The 20,339-nt window shown below is 69.3% G+C and carries 19 protein-coding genes; 11 read left to right on the forward strand and 8 right to left on the reverse strand.

Annotated features, from left to right (window positions below; genetic code table 11):
• Positions 1-73: 73 nt before the first annotated feature.
• Together carB and AC4NMM_RS11505 are read left to right on the forward strand one after the other, a co-directional pair.
• Positions 74-3,301: a carbamoyl-phosphate synthase large subunit gene (gene carB / locus AC4NMM_RS11500; RefSeq protein WP_491924310.1), complete on the forward strand. Its 3,228-nt coding sequence runs from the start codon at positions 74-76 to the stop codon at positions 3,299-3,301.
• Between the two features lie 144 nt (positions 3,302-3,445).
• The gene (locus tag AC4NMM_RS11505) at positions 3,446-4,678 is read left to right on the forward strand and encodes an RNA-guided endonuclease InsQ/TnpB family protein (protein WP_491924311.1); all 1,233 of its coding nucleotides are present in this window, start codon (positions 3,446-3,448) and stop codon (positions 4,676-4,678) included.
• A 12-nt stretch (positions 4,679-4,690) separates the two neighbouring features.
• Here AC4NMM_RS11505 and AC4NMM_RS11510 read toward each other — a convergent pair whose 3' ends face one another.
• Positions 4,691-5,284 carry a nitrous oxide reductase accessory protein NosL gene (locus AC4NMM_RS11510; protein WP_491924312.1) on the reverse strand — a complete coding sequence of 198 codons (594 nt, stop codon included), beginning with the start codon at positions 5,282-5,284 and terminating at the stop codon, positions 4,691-4,693.
• 105 nt (positions 5,285-5,389) lie between these two features.
• Here AC4NMM_RS11510 and AC4NMM_RS11515 point away from each other — a divergent pair, with 105 nt between their 5' ends.
• Genes AC4NMM_RS11515 through AC4NMM_RS11525 form a run of 3 tightly spaced genes read left to right on the forward strand, consistent with a single transcriptional unit; the run spans position 5,390 to position 9,155 of the window.
• On the forward strand, positions 5,390-7,468 hold the full coding sequence (locus tag AC4NMM_RS11515; protein WP_491924313.1) for a NosD domain-containing protein: 2,079 nt from the start codon (positions 5,390-5,392) through the stop codon (positions 7,466-7,468).
• On the forward strand, positions 7,465-8,295 hold the full coding sequence (locus AC4NMM_RS11520) for an ABC transporter ATP-binding protein (protein ID WP_491924314.1): 831 nt from the start codon (positions 7,465-7,467) through the stop codon (positions 8,293-8,295). The genes AC4NMM_RS11515 and AC4NMM_RS11520 overlap by 4 nt, the downstream gene beginning before the upstream one ends.
• Positions 8,292-9,155, forward strand: coding sequence for an ABC transporter permease subunit (locus tag AC4NMM_RS11525; protein ID WP_096395987.1), 864 nt, complete (start codon positions 8,292-8,294; stop codon positions 9,153-9,155). Before AC4NMM_RS11520 ends, AC4NMM_RS11525 begins: the two co-directional genes overlap by 4 nt.
• Before the next feature lie 42 nt (positions 9,156-9,197).
• On the opposite strand, the gene AC4NMM_RS11530 is transcribed toward AC4NMM_RS11525, so the two are convergent.
• Positions 9,198-9,551, reverse strand: coding sequence for a DUF7471 family protein (locus tag AC4NMM_RS11530; protein WP_096395985.1), 354 nt, complete (start codon positions 9,549-9,551; stop codon positions 9,198-9,200).
• Positions 9,552-9,662: 111 nt separating this feature from the next.
• Here AC4NMM_RS11530 and AC4NMM_RS11535 point away from each other — a divergent pair, with 111 nt between their 5' ends.
• Both AC4NMM_RS11535 and AC4NMM_RS11540 read left to right on the forward strand, forming a co-directional pair.
• Entirely contained in the window at positions 9,663-10,175 is a 513-nt protein-coding gene (locus AC4NMM_RS11535; protein WP_491924315.1) for a winged helix-turn-helix transcriptional regulator, read from the forward strand.
• A gap of 141 nt (positions 10,176-10,316) precedes the next feature.
• The gene (locus tag AC4NMM_RS11540) at positions 10,317-10,973 is read left to right on the forward strand and encodes a DJ-1/PfpI family protein (protein ID WP_491924316.1); all 657 of its coding nucleotides are present in this window, start codon (positions 10,317-10,319) and stop codon (positions 10,971-10,973) included.
• A gap of 24 nt (positions 10,974-10,997) precedes the next feature.
• Here AC4NMM_RS11540 and AC4NMM_RS11545 read toward each other — a convergent pair whose 3' ends face one another.
• Positions 10,998-11,462 carry a universal stress protein gene (locus AC4NMM_RS11545; protein WP_491924317.1) on the reverse strand — a complete coding sequence of 155 codons (465 nt, stop codon included), beginning with the start codon at positions 11,460-11,462 and terminating at the stop codon, positions 10,998-11,000.
• A gap of 137 nt (positions 11,463-11,599) precedes the next feature.
• On the opposite strand from AC4NMM_RS11545, the gene AC4NMM_RS11550 reads away from it, so the two are divergent.
• Positions 11,600-12,037 (forward strand): hypothetical protein, encoded by a 438-nt coding sequence (locus AC4NMM_RS11550; RefSeq protein WP_491924318.1) that lies wholly within the window; start codon positions 11,600-11,602, stop codon positions 12,035-12,037.
• 10 nt (positions 12,038-12,047) lie between these two features.
• Here AC4NMM_RS11550 and AC4NMM_RS11555 read toward each other — a convergent pair whose 3' ends face one another.
• From AC4NMM_RS11555 to AC4NMM_RS11565, 3 genes are all read right to left on the reverse strand, one after another.
• Positions 12,048-12,401 carry a DUF8062 family protein gene (locus AC4NMM_RS11555; protein WP_491924319.1) on the reverse strand — a complete coding sequence of 118 codons (354 nt, stop codon included), beginning with the start codon at positions 12,399-12,401 and terminating at the stop codon, positions 12,048-12,050.
• Between the two features lie 57 nt (positions 12,402-12,458).
• Positions 12,459-13,511 (reverse strand): HTH-type sugar sensing transcriptional regulator TrmB, encoded by a 1,053-nt coding sequence (gene trmB, locus AC4NMM_RS11560; RefSeq protein WP_491924320.1) that lies wholly within the window; start codon positions 13,509-13,511, stop codon positions 12,459-12,461.
• A 97-nt stretch (positions 13,512-13,608) separates the two neighbouring features.
• Positions 13,609-14,367: a proteasome assembly chaperone family protein gene (locus AC4NMM_RS11565; protein ID WP_491924321.1), complete on the reverse strand. Its 759-nt coding sequence runs from the start codon at positions 14,365-14,367 to the stop codon at positions 13,609-13,611.
• A 141-nt stretch (positions 14,368-14,508) separates the two neighbouring features.
• Between AC4NMM_RS11565 and AC4NMM_RS11570 the strand changes: the two genes are divergently transcribed.
• From AC4NMM_RS11570 to AC4NMM_RS11580, 3 genes are all read left to right on the forward strand, one after another.
• Complete coding sequence (locus tag AC4NMM_RS11570) at positions 14,509-15,600, forward strand: mechanosensitive ion channel family protein (protein WP_491924322.1); 1,092 nt, start codon at positions 14,509-14,511, stop codon at positions 15,598-15,600.
• A gap of 44 nt (positions 15,601-15,644) precedes the next feature.
• Positions 15,645-17,279, forward strand: a complete 1,635-nt coding sequence (locus AC4NMM_RS11575; RefSeq protein ID WP_092924209.1) for an MATE family efflux transporter — start codon at positions 15,645-15,647, stop codon at positions 17,277-17,279.
• Between the two features lie 154 nt (positions 17,280-17,433).
• Positions 17,434-17,895 (forward strand): hypothetical protein, encoded by a 462-nt coding sequence (locus tag AC4NMM_RS11580; RefSeq protein ID WP_157746001.1) that lies wholly within the window; start codon positions 17,434-17,436, stop codon positions 17,893-17,895.
• A gap of 632 nt (positions 17,896-18,527) precedes the next feature.
• Here AC4NMM_RS11580 and AC4NMM_RS11585 read toward each other — a convergent pair.
• Positions 18,528-18,755, reverse strand: coding sequence for a DUF7385 family protein (locus AC4NMM_RS11585; RefSeq protein WP_491924323.1), 228 nt, complete (start codon positions 18,753-18,755; stop codon positions 18,528-18,530).
• Between the two features lie 85 nt (positions 18,756-18,840).
• Positions 18,841-20,043, reverse strand: a complete 1,203-nt coding sequence (locus tag AC4NMM_RS11590) for a DUF418 domain-containing protein (protein WP_096395966.1) — start codon at positions 20,041-20,043, stop codon at positions 18,841-18,843.
• Positions 20,044-20,339 lie beyond the last annotated feature (296 nt).

Here is a 20,339-nt window from a genome sequence, read left to right on the forward strand (position 1 = left end):
AAAATCGCAAACTCGCTGCGAGATTCGTACTCTACCGCCGACCTTATTACGATGAGCGTATTCCGTCCGCGTAATGAGCGAGGACCGGACGATTCTCCTTATCGGCAGCGGACCGATCCAGATCGGACAGGCGGCCGAGTTCGACTACTCCGGCGCGCAGGCGTGTCGCGCCCTCCAAGAGGAGGGCGCCCGCGTCGTCTTGGTGAACTCGAACCCCGCGACGATCATGACCGACCCCGAGACGGCCGACCGGGTGTACATCGAGCCGATCACGCCGGAGGCCATCGCGGAGGTCATCCGCATCGAGGAGCCCGACGGCGTCATCGCGGGGCTCGGCGGCCAGACCGGCCTCAACGTCACCGCCGAGCTCGCCGAGGAGGGGATCTTAGAGGAGCACGACGTCGAGGTGATGGGGACGCCGCTCGACACCATCTACGCGACGGAGGACCGCGACCTCTTCCGCCGGCGCATGGAGGACCTCGGCCAGCCGGTGCCGAAGTCGACCACCATCTCGCTGGACGACGACGAGTCGGTCACCGACTTCGACGAGGAGTACTTCCGCGAGCGCGTTCAGGACGCGGTCGACGCGGTCGGCGGCCTCCCGGTCATCGCCCGGACGACGTACACCCTCGGCGGCTCCGGCTCCGGCGTCGTCGACGAGTTCGAGGAGCTCGTCGAGCGCGTCCGCAAGGGGCTCCGCCTCTCGCGGAACAGCGAGGTGCTGGTGACGGAGTCCATCTCCGGCTGGGTCGAGTTAGAGTACGAGGTGATGCGGGACGCGGACGACTCCTGTATCATCATCTGTAACATGGAGAACATCGACCCGATGGGGATCCACACCGGCGAGTCGACGGTCGTCACCCCCTCGCAGGTGATCCCCGACGACGGCCACCAGGAGATGCGCGACGCGGCGCTCGAAGTAATTCGGGACCTGGGCATTCAGGGCGGTTGCAACATCCAGTTCGCGTGGCACGACGACGGCACCCCCGGCGGCGAGTACCGCGTCGTCGAGGTGAACCCGCGCGTCTCCCGTTCCTCCGCGCTGGCGTCGAAGGCGACCGGCTACCCGATCGCCCGCGTCACGGCGAAGGTCGCCCTCGGCAAGCGCCTCCACGAGATCGACAACGAGATCACCGGCGAGACGACGGCGGCCTTCGAGCCCGCCATCGACTACGTGGTGACGAAGGTGCCGCGCTGGCCAATCGACAAGTTCGACGACGTGGACTTCGAGCTCGGCACGGCGATGAAGTCCACCGGCGAGGCGATGTCGATCGGCCGGACGTTCGAGGAGAGCATGGTGAAGGCGCTGCGCTCCTCGGAGTACGACCCCGCGGTCGACTTCGACGAGGTGGACGACGACGAACTGGAGTCGGAGTACCTCGAACGCCCGAGCCCGGACCGCCCGTACGCGATGTTCGAGGCGTTCGACCGCGGCTACGCCGTCGACGACGTGATCGACCTCACCGGCATCCACCGCTGGTACGTCGAGCGCTTCGAGAAGATCGCCGACGGCACCGCGGCGGCCGCCGAGGGCGACTTCACCGAGGCCGCGATGGTCGGCCGCACCGACGCCGAGATCGCGGCGACCGCGACCGCGGGCGGCGTCGACGCCGACGTGGGGCGGGTCGAGAGCGAGGTCCCGGACCGCACCTACAAGCAGGTCGACACCTGCGCGGGCGAGTTCGAGGCCTCGACGCCGTACTACTACTCCGCGCGCCTGCCGGAGTTCCTTCAGGGCGCCGACACCGCGGGCGCGGCGGACGAGGTCCGCGTCGACCCGGACGTGGAGAGCGTCGTGGTCGTCGGCGGCGGCCCGATCCGCATCGGGCAGGGCGTCGAGTTCGACTACTGCGCGGTCCACGCGGTGCGCGCGCTCCGCGAGCTCGGAATCGACGCGCACGTGATCAACAACAACCCCGAGACGGTGTCGACGGACTACGACACCTCCGACGGGCTGTTCTTCGAACCCATCTCCGCCGAGGAGGTCGCCGACGTGATCGAGACGACCGGCGCCGACGGCGTGATGGTCCAGTTCGGCGGGCAGACCTCCGTCAACGTGGGCGAGCCCCTCAAGGCGGAGATCGACCGCCGCGGGCTCGACTGCGAGATCCTGGGCACGAGCGTCGAGGCGATGGACCTCGCGGAGGACCGCGACCGGTTCAACGTCCTGATGGACGAGCTGGGCGTCGCCCAGCCCGAGGGCGGCACCGCGACGAGCGAGGCGGAGGCGCTGGAGCTCGCCCACGGGATCGGCTACCCCGTCCTCGTGCGCCCCTCCTACGTGCTCGGCGGCCGCGCGATGCGCGTGGTCGAGGACGACGCCGAGCTGGAGGAGTACATCGAGGAGGCGGTGCGCGTCTCTCCCGACAAGCCCATCCTCGTCGACCAGTTCCTCGACGACGCGGTCGAACTGGACGTCGACGCCGTCGCGGACGGGGAGGACGTCCTCCTCGGCGGCGTGATGGAACACGTCGAGAGCGCGGGCGTCCACTCGGGCGACTCCGCGTGCATGATCCCGCCGCGCTCGCTCGGCGAGGAGACGCTCGGTCGGGTCCGCGAGGTCACCGAGGACATCGCCCGCGCGCTCGACACGGTCGGCCTGCTCAACGTCCAGCTCGCGGTGACGGGCGTCGGCGACCCCGACGCCGAAAGCGAGGTGTACGTGTTGGAGGCGAACCCGCGCTCCTCGCGCACCGTCCCGTTCGTCTCGAAGGCGACCGGCGTCCCCATCGCCAAGCTCGCGGCGAAGGTGATGACCGACGACCTGACGCTCGCCGACCTCGACGTCGACGAGCAGATCCCCGAACACCGCTCCGTGAAGGAGGTCGTCCTCCCGTTCGACCGCCTGCCGGGCTCCGACCCGCGGCTCGGCCCGGAGATGAAGTCCACGGGCGAGGTGATGGGCACCGCGACCTCCTTCGGCAAGGCGTACGACAAGGCGCAGGACTCGACCGGCAAGCCGATCCCGGAGTCCGGCACCGCCGTCGTCGACCTCTCTGCGGAGGAGTTCCCGGACCCGGGCACCGAGGCGGGCGAGGCGCTCGTCGCGGGGTACGCGGAGCACTTCGAGCTGAGCGAGGCGACGGACCTGATCGAGGCCGCGAGGCGCGGCGAGCTCGACCTCATCGTCTCGCGCCAGCGCGACCTGCTGGAGGTCGCGGTCGAGGAGGAGATCACCTACTTCTCGACGCACGCCTCGGCGAAGGCGGCGCTCGAAGCGCTCGACCACGCGGGCGACGACCTCGACGTGATGGCGGTGTCCGACCGCCCGAAGCGCGTCGAGCAGTGGGGCGGCGAGTAGGCGGAACAGGCCCGAACACGGCCGCGTTCCGCGGTCTATTTATCAGTGGACAAGGCGAATACCCCGAGGCTTGACCTCGGGGATGAAGCCGACAACTCGTGGTACAAACCATTAAGTCAACATATCTATAATCACACGACAGCGATGGAACACAGTCACCGCTATCACGCCTACCCGACACAAGAGGTAGCGGAAGGACTGCAACACCATCTCAACGTTCATCGCCAACTGTACAACCACGTCCGATGGGATTACACGAACAGTCCCGAAGACGACAAACCGAGTGAGTACGACCAGAACAACAAACTCCCTGAGTGGAAGCGCAAATGGCCTGTGTTCGCGGAACTGTACTCAAAGGCCGCGCAAGCCACGGTCGCACGTTTCCACCGCAATCTCTCAAACCTTCGCAAGAAGAAAGAGAAGGGATACAACGTCGGTCGGCTCAAGCGACAAGCATCCACCGACTACCGAAGTGTGACGTACAACCAGAGCGGTTTCGACCTCGATGAAAAGAGGGGCCGTGACAGGTTCGCTTACGTCCGCTTCAGTAAAATCGGCTGGGTGAAAATCCGCTACCACCGACCAATTCCCGACCGTGCCACGATTAAAGAAGTCACGTTCAAGAAGGAGACGACTGGTGAGTGGTTCGTCTCCTTCGGATTGGAAACCGACGACGCCAACCTACCCGAGAAACCCGACGTGAACTCTTTGGACGCGAGCAATAGCGTCGGTATCGACCTCGGCATCCTCAACTACGTCCACACCAGCGATGGGAAGACCGTGGATTGGCTCGACCTCGAAGACGCGTACGAGCGTCTTCAGCGTGAGCAACGCGAACTCTCACGCAAGGAGAAGGGGTCGAACAACTACGAGAAACAACGCCGGGAAGTGGCGAAGGTGAAGCGTCATATCAAGCGGAAGGTTCTGGACTACCAGCACAAGATAACGAGGTGGCTCGTCCGCGAGTACGACGCGGTGTTCGTTGAAGACTTGGACGTAAAGGGAATGCTTGAGCAGTCGCACAACGCCCGGAACAAGCAGGATGCGGCGTGGCGGCAGTTCATTACACTCCTTGAATACAAGGCTAAGTTGTACGGTACTCACGTCGTTCAAGTCGAAGCCCGAGGAACAACGAAAGAGTGCGCCTCGTGTGGTGTGGAAACAGAGAAACCCATCTGGGTTCGGGAACACTCTTGTCCGTCGTGCGGTTTCGAGTGCGATCGTGATGCGAACGCAGCGATGAATGTCCTGCAACGCGGCTTTGCTGAGTTAGGGCTGGGATGGCCCGAAGATACGCCTGTGGAGACTGCGCTCCCTACGGACACCATTCAGGTGTCTGCAAAGCGCGTCGTGGAAACAGGAAGCCTCGGGGCTTGACCCCGAGGCGATTCACAAGGCCTCCAGCGTCGCGCGGTCCACCTCGGTCGCCGGCATCGCCTCGCCGCCGTACTCCGCGACGAAGTCGTCGACGTCGCCCTCCTCGCTGAACGGGATCAGGTCCGGTCCCATCGCGCCGATCACCTCGCTGCGCGCGACGACCGTGAGGGCCGGCTCGCGGGCGAACGCGTCGCTCTCGACGTGCGAGGAGAACATCGTGTCGCCGCCCTCCTCGAACACCTCCTGATCGACCGCCGAGTAGTCGGTGAGGAAGGTCGCGACCGGCGTCCGTCCGGCGTTCTCGGCGTCGAAGCGGTACGTGTACGTACAGGTGGCGCTACAGAACTGCGCCGGGCGGCCGCCCTCCGGTTCGGCGTCCTCGAAGTGGACCTGCCCGACCGTCCCGGGGTGATCCGCGACGATCATCCCGCACTGGTCGCAGGCCTGCTCGTCGTCGATCGAGACGGGCGATATCGAGTTCGATCCGCCCCCGGCGCAGCCGGCGACAGCGGCGGCACCGGCGGCAGCGACCCCGGCGAGCAGGCGTCGCCGGGGGACGCTCGCGCGTCGGTCGAGTGCCCTCGTCGGCGGGTGGTCGCTCGTCATGATCGAACGTTGGGAGACCGGCCTCTTAGCCCCTCTGGACGCGTTCAACGGCGCGTTCGAGGAACGAACCAGACGGGCTAAGTCGCGGCCGGACGAAGCGTACGCGTGGCAGTTTTCGACCCCGACTCGTCCCGGTCGCGTCGCCTCCGCGTCGCGCTCGTCGCGCTCGTCGCGCTCGCGGCCGTCGGGACCGCGGGCGCGTTCGCCGCCGACCCGAGCGAGTCGGTCCCCGAGCCGGTTCGGTTCGAGGACGCCGTCGAGCTCGGGCTCTCCTCGGAGACGGACGCGCTGATGGCGGGCGACGCGACCCTCCCGCGGGTCCAGGTGTTCTACTCGCAGCTCCAGTACGTCGTCGGCTACAACGGGGTCGCCTCGTTCGTCGACTCGCAGCGGGACGGTCGGACCGAGCGGCAGTTCGGCTACCCGCTCGTCGCGTACGTCGAGACGTTCGACCACAGGGACCCGGGCACGACCGAGTCGGGGCTGTTCTCGGCGAGCGGCGCCGGCGGGTGGACGCCGGTCGGGAAGGCCCGGTACGTCGTCGGCAGCGACGCCGAGGGCCCGTCGGGCGAGGTCGTCGTCCCGTTTCGGGACCGCGAGGCCGCGGCGGCGTTCGCGGACGACCACGGCGGGTCGGTCGTCGGCTGGGAGGCGGTCCGGAGCCGGTCGTTCGACGTCGACACCGCGGCGGTCGTGCGCTCGCTCGCGCCGGAGCGCTGGCGGACGGCGGACGAGCGGTTCGCGGCCGCGGAGCGGCGCGCGGACCGCCCGGTCTCCGTCGTCGTCGGCGAGGACGCCCCCACGATCGACGCCGCGGTCGCGGCGGCGCCGCCGAACACGACGGTCCGCGTCCCGCCCGGGACGTACGAGGAGACCGTGACGGTGAACCGGTCCGTGACGATCGCCGGCGCGGGCAGCGGACGGGACGGGGCGGGGGCGAACCGCGCTCCGGGGAACGAGACCGAGACGACGCGCGTCGTCGGGAACGGAACCGGGTCGGTAGTCACCGTCCGCGCGCCCGACGTCGCGCTCACCGGGCTGCGGATCGCGGGGACGGGGAACCGCACCCGCGACCCGGAGGCGGCCCGCGAGTCGAGCGATCCCGAGGGCGAGGCGTGGGACACGAACATCCAGCTCGGCTACGGCCACGGCGACGCCGGGATCAAGGCGGTCGGCGCGCCGGGGCTCGTCGTCGACGACGTCGCCGTCGACACGAACGCGAGCGGGCTCCTGCTCCGGGAGGGCTCGCACGCGACCGTCAGCGAGCTCGTCGTCAACGGGACCGAGGAGTGGCAGGCCGGGTTCATGGGCATCACCGGGATGGAGTCGCGCGTGACCGTCGACGACAGCCGGTTCGAGGGGGGCCGCGACGGGATCTATCTCCACCGCGCGGACGGCTCGATCGTCCGGAACTCGACGTTCGTCGACAACCGGTACGGGATCCACCTCATGTACACCGGCGACGCGCTGGTCGCGGACAACGCCTTCCGGAACGAGCTGTTCGCCGGAATCACCGTGATGACGCGGCCGGCCGGCAACGCGATCGTCGGGAACGACGTCCGCAACTCCAGCGCTGGGATCCAGGCGTCGGGGACGCGGACGTACCTCGGCTACAACACGCTGGTCGGGAACGAGCTCGGCTTCTCCACCAGCGCCCGCGGGTCGCTGTACGAGCACAACGTCGTCGTCGGCAACGAGCTCGGCGCGCGCGCGACGACCGTGGTCCCCTCCAGCCGGGTCGTCGCGAACGACTTCGTCGGCAACGCGGACCACGCGGCGGCCGGGGCCGGGGCGCTTCGCGTGTGGGCCGACGGCGATCGCGGGAACTACTGGGAGGGGGCGAACGTCGGCCCGCTCGCCGCCGGCGACCGGGCGTACCGCCCGACCTCGCCCGTCGACGGCGCGCTCCACCGACACCCGAGCGCGGTCGCGGTCCGCGAGTCGCCCGCGGCGCGGCTGCTCGACCGGCTCCGCGGGACGGTCCCCGGCGCCCGCTCCGGGAGCATCATCGACCCGGTGCCCGCGGCGGCGCCGTACCACCCCGACCGGATCGACGCGGTCACGGGTGCGAACGCCGGAGCCGGACCCGTTCGGACGGACTGGCGGTCCGCGCTCGCGCCGGGCGGGAACGCCAGCGTGACGCCTTCGGTGCGCTCGACGGCGACCGCGGAGGGGGCGGAATGAGCGAGCGCGCGCTCGCCGCGGTCGACGGCGTCACGCGCACGTACGGCGGCGTCCCGGTCCTCGAAGGCGTCTCGCTGTCGCTCGAGGCTGGAGTCACGGCCGTCGTCGGTCCCAACGGCTCAGGCAAGTCCACGCTCCTCGGCGTGCTCGCGGGTGCGGTCGAGCCCACCGACGGGACCGTTCGGTACCCCGGCGGCGGCCCGCGCTCCGGGTCCGAGAAGCGCGTCGGTTACCTCCCGCAGCGGGTGCCGTTCAGGGACGGGTTCACCGCCCGGGAGACGCTCGGGTTCTACGCGGCCCTCTGCGGCGGCGACCCGGACGCGGCGCTCGCGGACGTCGGGCTCGCCGACGCGGCGGGAAAGCGCGTGGAGGATCTCTCGGGCGGGATGCGACGGCTGCTCGGGATCGCGCAGGCGACGCTCGGCGACCCGGACGTCGTCGTCCTCGACGAGCCGACGAGCGGGCTCGACCCCGAGATGCGGGAGCGGGCCTTCCGGGCGGCGGCCCGCGCGGGCGACGACGCCGCCGTCGTCGTCAGTTCGCACGACCTCGACCTCGTCGACGCCCACGCCGACGCCGTCGTCGTCCTCCACCGCGGTCGCGTCGCCGCGTCAGGGCCCCGCGACCGCCTCCTCGACGGACACGGAGTCGACGACGTCGGCGAGCTGTACCGCGCGGTCGCGGGCGGCGTCCCCGCACCGGCCGCCGCGGACGAGGCGGAGGGCGGGCGGTCCGGCGGCGGGGAGCGAGACCGGGAGCGCGGCGAGGCGACGAACGACCGGGACGGAGAGGGTTCCGTCCACGTTCCGGGGGTGTCAGACCGATGAGTACCCCGTTCGACGGCGTCTGGACCGTCTTTCGCCGGGAGCTCGTCACGGTGCGACGGACGCCCGGCTACGCCGTCCTCGCGGCCGGGCTGCTCGCCGTCCTCGGCGGGCTGGTCGCGGTCGGCGGCGGGGGCGCGACCGGGTTCGTGCCGGCCGTCGTCGACCTGCTGTTGCCGACGGAGGTCCTGGTGCCGCTGCTCGCTGTCGTGCTCGGCTACCGCGCGCTGTTCGCCGACGTCGCGAGCGGCGAGCTCGACGTGATCCGGACGTACCCGGTGAGCGCGGCCGGGTACGTCCTCGGCGTGCTGCTCGCGCGGACGGCCGCGCTCGTCGCGCTCGTCGGCGGGCCGTTCGCGCTCGTCGGCGCGTACGTGTGGCTCACCGCCGCGCCGGACACGGGGATCTTCGCGACGCACTCCGGCGTCGACTCGCCGGTCCTCTTCGTCCGCTTCGTCGCGCTCGTCGTCCCGTTCGGCGCGGCGTATCTCTCGCTGTCGGCCGCGGTGTCGACGGTCGCGACGAGCCGGCGGAGCGCGGTCGCGCTCGCGCTCCTCGCGCTGCTCGGCGGCGTCCTCGGCGGCGACCTCGCGGTGCTCGGGTCGCTGTCCGCCGGGGCGTCGCCGAGCGGGATCGGGGGAGCGCTCGCGCTCTCTCCCAACGGGGCGTTCAGGGGGCTCGTCTTCGAACACGTGATCGGCGTCGCCTTCGCGCCGGAGGGCGGGTTCGTCGACACCGGCCGCGCGGTCGCCTCGCTCCTCGGCTGGACCGCGGCCGGAGCCGTCGCGGCCGTCGTGAGCGTCGCGTTCGGTCCGCGCGTCGACGTCGCGGTCGAGGGGCTCCGCGCGAGGTTCCGTCAGTAGGCGCTCGGGACCCCCGACGCTCGCTCCGCCCGTGGCGTCCGATCAGTCGGAGGCGGCGTCGTCACCGATCGCACCGGGGGCGTGGGCGTACACGGCGTAGAGGACGAGCGCGGCGATCAGGAAGTCGAGGCTGTGCGCGAGGAGGTGGTGGACCGGCATCGGCACGACGCCGAGGACGGTTCCGGCGCCCACGACCGACCGGGCCAGGAGCGCGCCGACCGCGATGGCGATCAGCCGGTACTGCGCCCGGCGGCGGCGGCGGTACGCCGCGAGGCTGACGGCGAAGAGGAGCGTCGTGCCGATCCCGGCGACGACCACGACCGCCAGGATCGGGAGCGACCCCTCTACCGACCACCCCGCGAGCGCCGGGAGCGACCCCCAAAGGGACTGCGTCACACTCTCCTTTAGGGAGCGACGGATAAGAAGACGTTCCCGTTCGCCGTTCCCAGACGGGGAGACCGCACGGGCGGCTTTTATCCCGCGGACGGGAAGGACGGACAGCCACGAATGTCGGACACCAGAGCCCGGATCCGACGCCACGTCCGCGACACCCCCGGCGTCCACTTCAACCGGATCGGCCGCGACCTCGATATCGCGACCGGGCAGGCACAGTACCACCTCCGCCGGCTGGTTCGGGACGGCGAACTCGCGGTCGAGCGGATCGGCGGCCGCGCGCACTACTTCGACCCGACGGTCGACGCGTGGGACCGGCGAACGCTCGCGTTCCTCCGACGGGAGACGGCCCGCGAGATCGTCGTCCGGCTCCACGCCGACGGCCCGACCCGGCCGGCGGCGCTCGCGGACGACCTCGACCTCGCGAAGAGCACGGTGTCGTGGCACGTCTCGACGCTCGCCGACCACGGGATCGTCGAGAAGTCGCCTGACCGGCCGATGACCGTCGCGCTGGCCCGCCCGGAGCGGACGGCGACGCTGCTCAACGAGGTGTCCCCGTCCCTGCCCGACCGGCTCGTCGACCGCTTCGCTCGCACCGTCGACTCCCTCTTCGACGCCGAGGGGTGACGCCGTCGAGCGCCCCGTGTCGGCGTTCGCCGACGAGTGATCAGAGGAGCGCGGCGACCGGTTAGGCGGCACCGACCACACCGGCGTCGCGGCGGCGTCGGGAGGGGAACGCACAAGCCGTTTGCCCCCCTCCGGACCGGTGTGAACGTCGATATTCTGCTGTACGACGGGTTCGACGAGCTCGACGGGATCGGCCCCTACGAGGTGTTCGACTACGCGCTCGGCTACGCCGCAGAGGAGGGAGACGCGGGGGACGACGCCCCCGAGGGGTCCGGCCGCGCCGGGCGCGTCCGCTACGTCACGCTCGACGAACGCGAGGCGGTGACCGCGAGCCACGGGACCCGCGTCGGGGTGGACGGGAGGCTCCCCGACCCGGACGCCGCCGCGGCCCCGGACCTGCTGGTCGTGCCCGGGGGTGGGTGGAGCGCGCGCGACGAGGACGCGAGCGCGTGGGCGGAGGCGCGGAAGGGCGACGTGCCGCGCGCGCTCGCGGCGCACCACGAGGCCGGCACGCGGATCGCCTCGGTGTGTACCGGGTCGATGCTGCTCGCGGAGGCGGGCGTCACCGACGGGCGGCGGGCCGTCACGCACGCCTCGGCGATCGACGAGCTCCGCGAGTCCGGGGCGGAAGTCGTGGACGCGCGCGTCGTCGACGACGGCGACCTGCTCTCCGCCGGCGGTGTCACCTCCGGGATCGACCTGGCGCTGTACGTCGTCGAGCGCGAGTTCGGCGAGGCGGTCGCCGAGCGCGTGGCGACCGTCATCGAGTACGAGCGACGGTACGCGGTCGCGGAGTAGACCGGACCGCGCCGCCGCGGGGACTCAGTCGTCGTCCTCCGGAAGGGGCGCGGCGTCGTCGTCGACCTCGTTCGTCGTGGTCTCGCCGTCGGCGTCGACGGTGATCACGGCGCAGTCGAGCTCGCCGCGGAGGAACGAGTCGATGTCGGGGTCGGAGAGCAGCTTCTGGACCATCCGCCGCCACCGCCCGGCCTGCTTCGAGCCGATGACGACGACGTCGGCGCCCTCGGCGACGATCTCTTCGAGGATCGTCTCCTCGACGAGGAAGCCGCGGCGGACGACGTAGCGCGCGCGGTCGATCCGGCCGATCCGCTCTTCGACGGCGCGCTTGAGGTCGCTGCGCGAGACGCCCCCCGAGCGCTGGTATAAGTCGACGTGGAGGATCGTGAGGTCGGCGTCGCGCTCCTCGGCGATGCGAGCCGCCTCTCGAAGCGTCGCCGCCGAGTGCGACGAGGGAGGGAATCGGACCGGAACCACGACGAGCGTCATGTCGGACCGGTGGGACCGCCGGCGTAAATACGCTGTCGGTGTGGCGGGCCCTCGCGATCCCCGTGCGGTGACGGCGGCCGGCGACGATGTTCGGGACCGGAGGACTCGTCTCTCTGGAACGCCACGGGTTCAGAACGATGAGGGACGACGACGAACGATACGAGACGCTCTGTCGGGTGTTCAACGAGGCGCTCGCGGACGGGGAGGACGGGCCCATCGAGATCGAACTCTCCGCGGACGAGCGGGAGGTACTGGCGTCCGCGCTCGCCTACCACAGGGAGCTCACCGCTCCGTACTCCGGCGACGCGGTGGGTCGGACCGAGTACGAGTGCCCGGGCTGCGGGGGGGAAGCCGAGTTCCGAGCCCGAGACGAACAGGTCGACGTGGAGGCAGAACACCCCGAAATCGGCGTCGAGGTGCGCAGATACCACGGGATAGCGCAGTGTCGAGCGTGTCGCGTACTGACTGAACTCACGCGGTTCGAAGCGGTCCGAACCGACGGGTTCGACGAGGCGGCGTGGGAGGAGCTGTACGAAACGGTCTACCGCCCCCGAGAGCGCGCGGAGCAGCTGTGAGCACGTCGATTTACGACCGCTCTACAGACTCCCCGGCCGAGACGACCTCGACATCGCCCCTCGGGAGGTCGAGGCGCACGTCGTGGCGCGTGTGCCGCGCGTGCGTCTCCGCCCAGCGCCGCGCGGGCCGCTCGGCGAGGAACCGCTCGCCGTCGGGACAGCGGTCGCACCGAGCGATCCACGGGGTCACCCCGTCCGGGTAGTGGCCGGTGTGGCGCTCGTGGTCGAGCGCGAACTGCTCGATCGCGTGGCTCCCCGGATCGAGGTCGTCGACCTCGCGGTCGAGCTCCCACTCGCGGCCGCACCGCTCGCACGAGACGGTCGGTACCTCCCGGTCCTCGTCGGAAACGGTGTCGTCGGTCACGGGGTCGCTTCGGGCCGTGCGTACTTCAACGCCGATCTCCGGGGCCCGGAACCCGGCTCAAAGCGCGGGCGGCTCGTCGCGGCCGATGACGATCTCCTGGCCCTCGACGTCCTCCAAGGCGGCGACGCGGCCGCCGATCTCGACGCGGCCGTCCTCGGTCTCCACGACCAGCGACGCCACCTCCTCGGTGTCGACGAACGCGACGTCGACGACCTTGCCGCGGACCGTCACCTCCTCGCCGGTCTCGATGTCGCGCCCCTCGACGGTCGCGTAGAACTCCTCGCCGTCGAACTCGCGGACGTCCTTCACGGCGCGGCGGATCGAGGCGTAGCGGCGCGGGAAGGGCCGTTCCTCCCCGTCGGCGGCGAGCGTCTCCGCGGTCGTCCACAGGACGGTCCCGAAGAAGCCGGAGACGAGGAAGCCGAGCGCGGAGCGGTTGAAGATGACGCCGTAGCGCTCGCGGTCGTCGCGCAGCGCGTCCTGCGTGGCGTACACGGAGTACTCGCCGTCGCCGACCGCGAGGACCGGCGTGGTGATCCCGCGTCGCGCGCGGGCGATGGTCGCGACCTCCAGGTAGTCGAACTCCGCCGGGTCGGGCGCGTTCGACGCGGGCGTGACGAGCAGCTCGACGCTGACCCCCTCGGCGACCTTCGCGGCGAGCTCGTCGCGGAAGCGGCGGAGGAGCCCGGGCGTGAGCGACAGGGCGAGCTCGTACTCCGCGTTCGCGATCACCTCTTCGAGGTACCGGAGGATCGTCGAGCGCGACTTCACGAGCGACACCGCCTCGGTCTCGCGGGTCGGCGCGGTGTAGCGCGCCTCCAGCTCGTCGACCATCTCCGCGAACGACGAGCGGAGGTCGCCGAACGCCTCGTCCGGATCGACCGCGACGATCTTCATCGGCCGCGACTCGCGGAGTTCGACGAGCCCGCGGTCGGAGAGGCTCCGGACGGTGTCGTACACCCGCGGCTGCGGGATGTCGGTCCGGTCGGCGATGTCGCTCGCCGTCAGTTCCCCGTGTTCCAACACCGCGAGGTACGCGTCGATCTCGTACTCGCCGAGGTTGAATCGGTCCCCGACGCGGTCGAGGGTGTCCCGGAGATCGTCTGTCATGGGCATAAGAAGGGGGGCGGGGATTATAGCTTTTTACTATGAGTCGAGTTGTACGCGTTTTCGGAGCGTGGTCCTCGCCCCGGCGACCGCCGACCGGTCACATGTACATGCGATCGTAGCTCCCCTCCGGCTCCCGCTCTTCGATCCGCTCGGCGAGGTCCTCGTACCGGCGGCGGATCGCCTCGGCGAACGCCTCCAGCGGGGCCGCGTCGACGCCGAGGTCGTAGATCGCGTCCGCCGTGTCGACGAGCCGCACCGCGGCGTCGACGTCGGGCGCCTGCGCGTGGACCGGCGTGACGAACACCCCGACGCCGAGCGGCGAGTCGATGCCGCGTTCGAGCAGGCCGGCGTTGGCCCCGTCGAGGAACCCGGACTCCATCGCGGGGACGTCGACCCCGTCGCCCCCGCCGTCGAGGCGCGCGGTCAGGTAGTCCTCCGTGGCGACGTGGAACGTGCGGTGGGCGTCGGGGCCGTGCGGGACCGGAACGCCCGACAGCACCGCGATCTCCCCGACCCCGTTCGCCTCGGTCCAGTCGAGGAGCGCGTCCGCGAGCAGCTCCCCGAGCGCCGGCGGGAGGAACTGCTCGGCGACGAGGACGGTGACGTCGCGGTCCGGGGCGGTGTACAGTCGGATCGGGTGCCGCGGCGTCCCCTTCGTGAACGGCGTGATCGACGGAGCGCCGTCGATTCGGACGTGACCGGTCTCCTCAAGGTCGAGGTCGTCGACGAGGTAGTCGACGGCCGTCAAGCCGGCGAGCCCGAACGACGAGAACCCGACGATCAGCGTCTCTCCCGGCCTCGTCTCGTGCTCGACGTCGAATCTCGGTGCCGTGGGATCCGCGGGGGGTCGCGACATACCTCCCGTTCGCTCAGCCGCGTCATAGTGGTTGTCCCCGGCGGGCGCGTCCGGAGCGCCGTCGGCCGCCGCGCCCGCGTCCCCGCGGCCCCGGCCGGCGCGGGGAGAAACCCTTTTTCGGATGGCCGACGGCGGGTTCCCATGGTCTTCCCGGAGGGGACGCCGATCGATGGGGTCGTCTCGCGGCTCGCCGGCCTCGGCTCTCAGCTCGCGGGCCTGCCGGGAGCGGGCCTGTTGACCGTCGTCGCGGCCGTCGCGGTGGGCGTCCTCGTCGCCAACTTCCTCGTCCGACTGATCGGTCGGCCCGTGGCGCGCCGCGTGTCGCGCCAGAGCGTCGCCCAGACGATCGTCCGGGGCGTCCGGGCGGGGACGATCGGCGCCGCGCTCCTCGTCGGTCTCAGCGCGGCCGGCTTCCAGTTCGAGGAGCTCCTCCTCGGGACCGCGGTGTTCTCGGCCGTCATCGGTATCGTCCTCGCGCCGCTGGTGGGCAACTTCATCAACGGCGTGTTCGTCCTCGCCGACCAGCCGTTCGAGATCGGCGACATGATCGAGTTGGAGGACGGGACGGCGGGGTTCGTCGAGGACATCACGATCCGGTACACGAAGATATTCACCCTCGACAACACCTTCCTCGTCGTCCCGAACGGAACGATGCGCGAGCGCGACGTGACGAACCTCTCGGCCGAAGACGAGCGGACCCGGCGCTCGATCGACGTCCTCGTCACCTACGAGAGCGATATCCCGGAGGCGCGCCGCCGTATCGAGCGCGCCGCGCGCGACTGCGAGGCCGTCATCGACGGCGGGCCCGACATCCGAATCGGCGTGGCGCGGTACATGGCGGGCCCCGACTGCCGGCTCCACGAGTTCGGCGACAACGGGATCCTCCTGCGGCTCCGCTACTGGGTGAAAAAGCCGTACAAGCTGGCGAAGGTCCAGTCGGACGTGAACACGAAGATACGCCAGCGGCTCGGGGATCCGGAGGCGAACGTCACGATGGCGTACCCGCACCGGCACCTCGTCTTCGACGACACCTCCGGCGTCGCTCGCGTCGAGGCCGGATCCGGGACGTCGAAGGGCGTCGATCCCGACGCGTCCGCGGCCGCCACCCCGGACCTCAGCGACGACGACGCCGCGGGCTCGGACCGGCCCGGAACCGACGCTTCCGCCCCGTCGAACGATGACGGCGCCCGGCACGACCGGGACGACCGGGGCGGCGGCGGGGCGGGGCGGTGATCGGATCGGAAGCCTGATAGAAGGCCCCCGGCGTTTGTACGGCAGTGAGCGACGAGCCCGCTGCCGACCCCTCCGATCCGTCGGACTCCTCCGACGGGCCCGACGACACGTCCGCTGACGCCGCCGACCGCCGCGAGGCCGACGAGCGCAGCGACGCGCCCGGCGACGACGACGGCCCGCTCGACGACGAGTCGATCACCGAGGGGAGCCTCCTCCGACCGCTGTTCCGCTTAGCGTGGCCGATCGTCGTCATCCAGCTGTTACAGGTGACGTACAACATCGTCGACACCCTCTACCTCGGCCGGCTCTCGGCGGAGGCCGTCGGCGCGATCAGCCTCGCGTTCCCCCTCATCTTCCTGCTGATCGCGGTCGCCGGCGGCTTCACGACCGCGGGCGCGATCCTCGTCGCGCAGTACACCGGCGCCGACGGCGACGGGTCCGCGGGGCTCGTTGCGGGACAGACGATCTTCACCGTCTCGGTGCTGTCCGTGTTCATCGGGATCGGCGGGTACTTCTACACCCGACCCGCCCTCGAGGTCCTACCGAGCGACGCCGAGACCGCGGCGACGGTGATCCCGCTCGCGGCCGACTACATGGAGGTGATCTTCGCCGGGATCCCCCTGATGTTCGGCTTCTTCGTCTTCTCGGCGCTGATGCGCGGCTACGGCGACACGCGGACGCCGATGGCGGTCATGTTCGTCTCCGTCCTCCTGAACGTCCTGCTCGACCCGTTCTTCATCTTCGGGTTCGACGGCAACCCCCTGTTCGAGTGGCTCGCCGCGGTGCCCGGCCTCGCCGCGCTCGACCCGGTCGCGCTTGAGGCGACCCTGCTCTCGGCGACGGGGGTCACCGGGATCGGCATTCAGGGCGCCGCGCTCGCGACGATCCTCTCGCGCGGCGTCGCGACCGCCATCGGGCTCTGGATCCTGTTCGGGACGGGCTACGGCCCCGACGTGACGCTCGGCCACCTCGCGCCCGACCTCGACTTCATCCGGGACATCTTCCGGCTCGGGCTCCCCTCCAGCGTCGAGCAGACGACGAGCGCGCTCGCGATGATCACACTCACCGCGATGATCGTCACCTTCTCGCCGCCCGTCGTCGCCGCCTACGGGCTCGGCAACCGCCTCATCTCGCTCGTCTTCCTCCCCGCGATGGGGCTCGGCCGCGCCATCGACACGATGGTCGGGCAGAACCTCGGCGCCGACCGCGCCGACCGCGCCGCCAAGGCGGTGAAGTTCGCCGCCACGACCGGCGCTGGCGTGATGTTCCTCGTCGCGGTCGTCGCCGTCGCGTTCACCGAGCCGATCGTGGGCGCGTTCCTCGGCGACGTGCCGGACGCGCCCGAGACCATCTCCTACGCGGTCGAGTACGTCCGGATCCGGTCGGTGGAGTTCGCCTTCATCGGCGTCTCGCAGGTGATCTTGGGCGCGTTCCGCGGCGCCGGCAACACGAAGACCGCGATGGTCATCTCGATTCTCACCCTCTGGGTGGGCCGAGTCGCGAGCGTGGGGTACCTCGTGTTCGTCGCCGGCTGGGGCGAGACCGGCGTCTGGGTCGGCATGGCGCTCGGGAACGTCCTCGGTGCCGTCGTCGGCGTGGCGTGGTTCTCGCGCGGCACGTGGACCGAGCGCTACATCGAGGACCCCGACCCCGGCGTCGACCCGCTGGGCGACGACTGACGCCCCGGATCAGTTGCGATCCGTCACGAGTGAGATATTCCGACCCAATCGCGCTCAATACAGTCGATCTAGAGACTGGTACTAGAGATTCGCATAGTATCACAATAGATACCTAGGCCGTTAGTTCAATACGCAATAGCACCGACTCCCAAATATGTATCACCAGAAACCCGTCAAAATTGGTGCCGGCATCGGAGTATTCGGCGCGCTGTTTCTTCTGCTTACCACTATCTTGCTTTTTGTTGTTCCGCAAGAATTGATGTCTCCAACGGCAAGCACCGCCTACATAGAGACATGGTCACAACCGATAATGACCGTCGGAGGGTTCGTCTTTTCCGTCGGGATTCCCCTTGCTTGTGCAGTAATCGCGTATTATCTGACGACGAGAGAGTACACACCGGGAAGCGTCGTCATGGGGTTTTTCATCGGAGGGATCGTCTTTACCATCGGAAACGCAGTTCTTGGAGTAGTGGTGACTAATCTCTTTGTGTCTGGTAGTGGAGTAGAACGGTCGTTGTTTGGTCATATACAGAATAGTCTGCCTCACGCAATGCGACTATTCGTTGGGGGACTCATCGGCGTTGCTAGTGTGCTCGTCGTCAAAGAGTACTGCTAGATTTTCACAGTGAAATGATTAGACCGAGACAAGTGGTCCCGATTACTACGTTTTGAGACAACTTCCTCGGGTTCGCGGTCAATACAGAGGTAGCAGTGAGCGATCAGTTATCGCGGTGGCGCGCCGGTGAGCGGTCGCCTGTGGCGACCGCGAACCGCCCGCGAGGGAGTCGACCGGCCGGAGCGAAGCGGAGGACGGTCGACGAGGCTGGGGAGGCGTGAGGTGCGGGGCGGTGCGGGGTGGGACTCAAAGGGGCAGTCGCGAGGGCGAAGCACGCCGCAGTAAGCACCGCAAGGAGCGAGTGAAACGAGCGACTGAGGAGCGTGGTTCGAGACGCCGGCGGCGTCTCGTCATCACGAAAGGCGCGACGCGCCTTTCGAACGACAGCAAGGCGCGCGAGCCGTCGCGACTGGGGCTTTGGAGATCCTCACCGCAGTAGCGACGGTCACTTATAAACAGCCGACAGCAACACCGCTCTTCTCTTTATAAACAACTACGCCATTACACTGAGCGACGTACTCCCGCAACCGATCAAGAAGCACTCTTCAGCGACCAGCCGTTTCAGGCGAACATACCTCTGAAGAAGGGATTTCAACGGAGCCGACGCTCGGTATACCCGATCGCCTGTGCGCTCAGTGCCTGAACAGGTAGACCGCGTCGCCGTCGCACAGCAGGCAGAACCGCGCGCCGTCGTTCTCGGGGAACGTCGTCCCGCTCTGTCGGGTGACGAACAGCCTTGAGAAGGCGTCGTCGCACACCGGACACGCCATCTCCTCGCGGTTCTCCCAGAGGCTCGTCGCGCCCGAATCGCGGAGCTGTTTCAGCTCGTGGCGGTGGTCGTGGACGTCGAACCCGGTCATACGCGGGTGTTCGGCGGGAGGGTGTTGAACGTGTCCACGCGAGTCTCAGTTCGGAGAACGCGACGCGGGTCGGCGGCCCGCGAACTCAGCTCTTCAACCGCAGTGGCTGCTTCTCCCCGTAGGTGAGCGTCCGCCACACCCACTCGACGGGACCGAACCGGAAGTAGCGCAGCCAGAGCACCGAGAGGACTATCTGGACCGCCCAGATCGCGACGACGATCCCCATCGCTTCGACCCGGCTGACGTAGCCGAACAGCCCGAGCCCGTGCCCGTAGAAGATCGTCGTCGCGATCACCGTCTGGAGCAGGTAGTTCGTGAACGCGGTCCGGCCGACCGCGGCGAGCGCGCGGGTGATGACGCCCTCGCCGCGCCACCGGACGAACAGGGTGATCAGTCCGACGTAGCCGCCGGCGACGAGGAGGCTCCCGACGTAGTTGAACTGCCGCCAGTACAGCGCGGCGCCCGCGCTCCAGTCGTTCGCCTCGATGTACGCGACGCCGGCGACGACGATTCCGACGCCGACGGCGCCGCCCGCGACGAGCCGACGGTAGAACGCGGTCGACCGCTCCCCGGTCAGCACGCCCCGCTTGTACAGCGCCATGCCGAGGAGCATGACGCCGCCGACCCGCCAGAAGCTCGACCCGATGAAGCCGGACGTCTGCCGCTGGAACGAGGAGTCGACGCGGTGGCTCATCTGGTCGAGCCAGCCGCCGCGGTAGGTGGCCACCTCCTGTCGGATCGCGGCCTCCGCGGGCATCCACTGGCCGGCGAGCGCCTCGCCGCCGATCGAGATCGCCGCGAACAGCTCGACCGCGGGGATAAAGAGCAGGAAGACTCCGGCCAGCCCGGCGAGCCGACGCGCGTCGAGGTCGCGGACGAACAGCAGGAAGATCCCGGTGAGCCCGTACGTGACGAGGATATCCCCGTACCACAGCAGGTAGGCGTGGAGGAGGCCGATCGCGATCAGCACCGCGGTCCGCCGGAGGTGGAGGCGGACGGCGTCTTGCCCCTTCTCCTCCTTGCTCTCGATGAACATGAGAACGCCCGCGCCGAACAGCGCCGAGAAGATCGTGATGAACTTCGACTGCGCGAACACGTGGCCGACGAACCACGTCCAGTAGTCGAGCCCGGTGAAGTCGCCGTAGACGTTCGGGTTGAGCAGGGTCTGCTCCGGCATCGAGAAGACGCGGATGTTGATGACGAGGATGCCGAGCAGCGCGAACCCACGGAGCGCGTCGAGGCTGGTGATACGTTCGGAGGGCGGCGTGGGGCCGGGATCGCTGGTCACGAGTTGTCCGCGGAAACGGCCCCCAGCACCGAATAGGTTCCCATCGCGGCGGGCGTCACCGACGGTCGGGGCGTCGTCGCTGACAGATTCTCACCTGTAACAGTCGATCGATGACCGGTGCTTCCCGATCGATACCGGGAGTACGTGTAGTACGTCGTGAGTGTTGTCGTTTATAAGTCGGAGCGCGGTGTTGCTGTCTGCTGTTTATAAATATTCGACCGGGTTGCGCTGACGACCTCCAAAGCCCCAGCCGCGACGGCTCGCGCGCCTTGCTGCGCTCCTCGCTCGGTCGCTGT

Source organism: Halorubrum sp. SD41 (assembly GCF_058630335.1).

Excerpts from the sequence above, each read along its gene's own strand:
- AC4NMM_RS11520 (WP_491924314.1), top strand. The coding sequence starts at position 7,465 with ATGAGCGAGCGCGCGCTCGCCGCGGTCGACGGCGTCACGCGCACGTAC.
- AC4NMM_RS11570 (WP_491924322.1), top strand. The coding sequence starts at position 14,509 with ATGGTCTTCCCGGAGGGGACGCCGATCGATGGGGTCGTCTCGCGGCTC.
- AC4NMM_RS11545 (WP_491924317.1), bottom strand. The coding sequence starts at position 11,462 with ATGACGCTCGTCGTGGTTCCGGTCCGATTCCCTCCCTCGTCGCACTCG.
- trmB (WP_491924320.1), bottom strand. The coding sequence starts at position 13,511 with ATGACAGACGATCTCCGGGACACCCTCGACCGCGTCGGGGACCGATTC.
- AC4NMM_RS11550 (WP_491924318.1), top strand. The coding sequence starts at position 11,600 with ATGAGGGACGACGACGAACGATACGAGACGCTCTGTCGGGTGTTCAAC.
- AC4NMM_RS11565 (WP_491924321.1), bottom strand. The coding sequence starts at position 14,367 with ATGTCGCGACCCCCCGCGGATCCCACGGCACCGAGATTCGACGTCGAG.
- AC4NMM_RS11585 (WP_491924323.1), bottom strand. The coding sequence starts at position 18,755 with ATGACCGGGTTCGACGTCCACGACCACCGCCACGAGCTGAAACAGCTC.
- AC4NMM_RS11525 (WP_096395987.1), top strand. The coding sequence starts at position 8,292 with ATGAGTACCCCGTTCGACGGCGTCTGGACCGTCTTTCGCCGGGAGCTC.
- AC4NMM_RS11580 (WP_157746001.1), top strand. The coding sequence starts at position 17,434 with ATGTATCACCAGAAACCCGTCAAAATTGGTGCCGGCATCGGAGTATTC.
- AC4NMM_RS11505 (WP_491924311.1), top strand. The coding sequence starts at position 3,446 with ATGGAACACAGTCACCGCTATCACGCCTACCCGACACAAGAGGTAGCG.
- AC4NMM_RS11510 (WP_491924312.1), bottom strand. The coding sequence starts at position 5,284 with ATGACGAGCGACCACCCGCCGACGAGGGCACTCGACCGACGCGCGAGC.
- AC4NMM_RS11535 (WP_491924315.1), top strand. The coding sequence starts at position 9,663 with ATGTCGGACACCAGAGCCCGGATCCGACGCCACGTCCGCGACACCCCC.
- carB (WP_491924310.1), top strand. The coding sequence starts at position 74 with ATGAGCGAGGACCGGACGATTCTCCTTATCGGCAGCGGACCGATCCAG.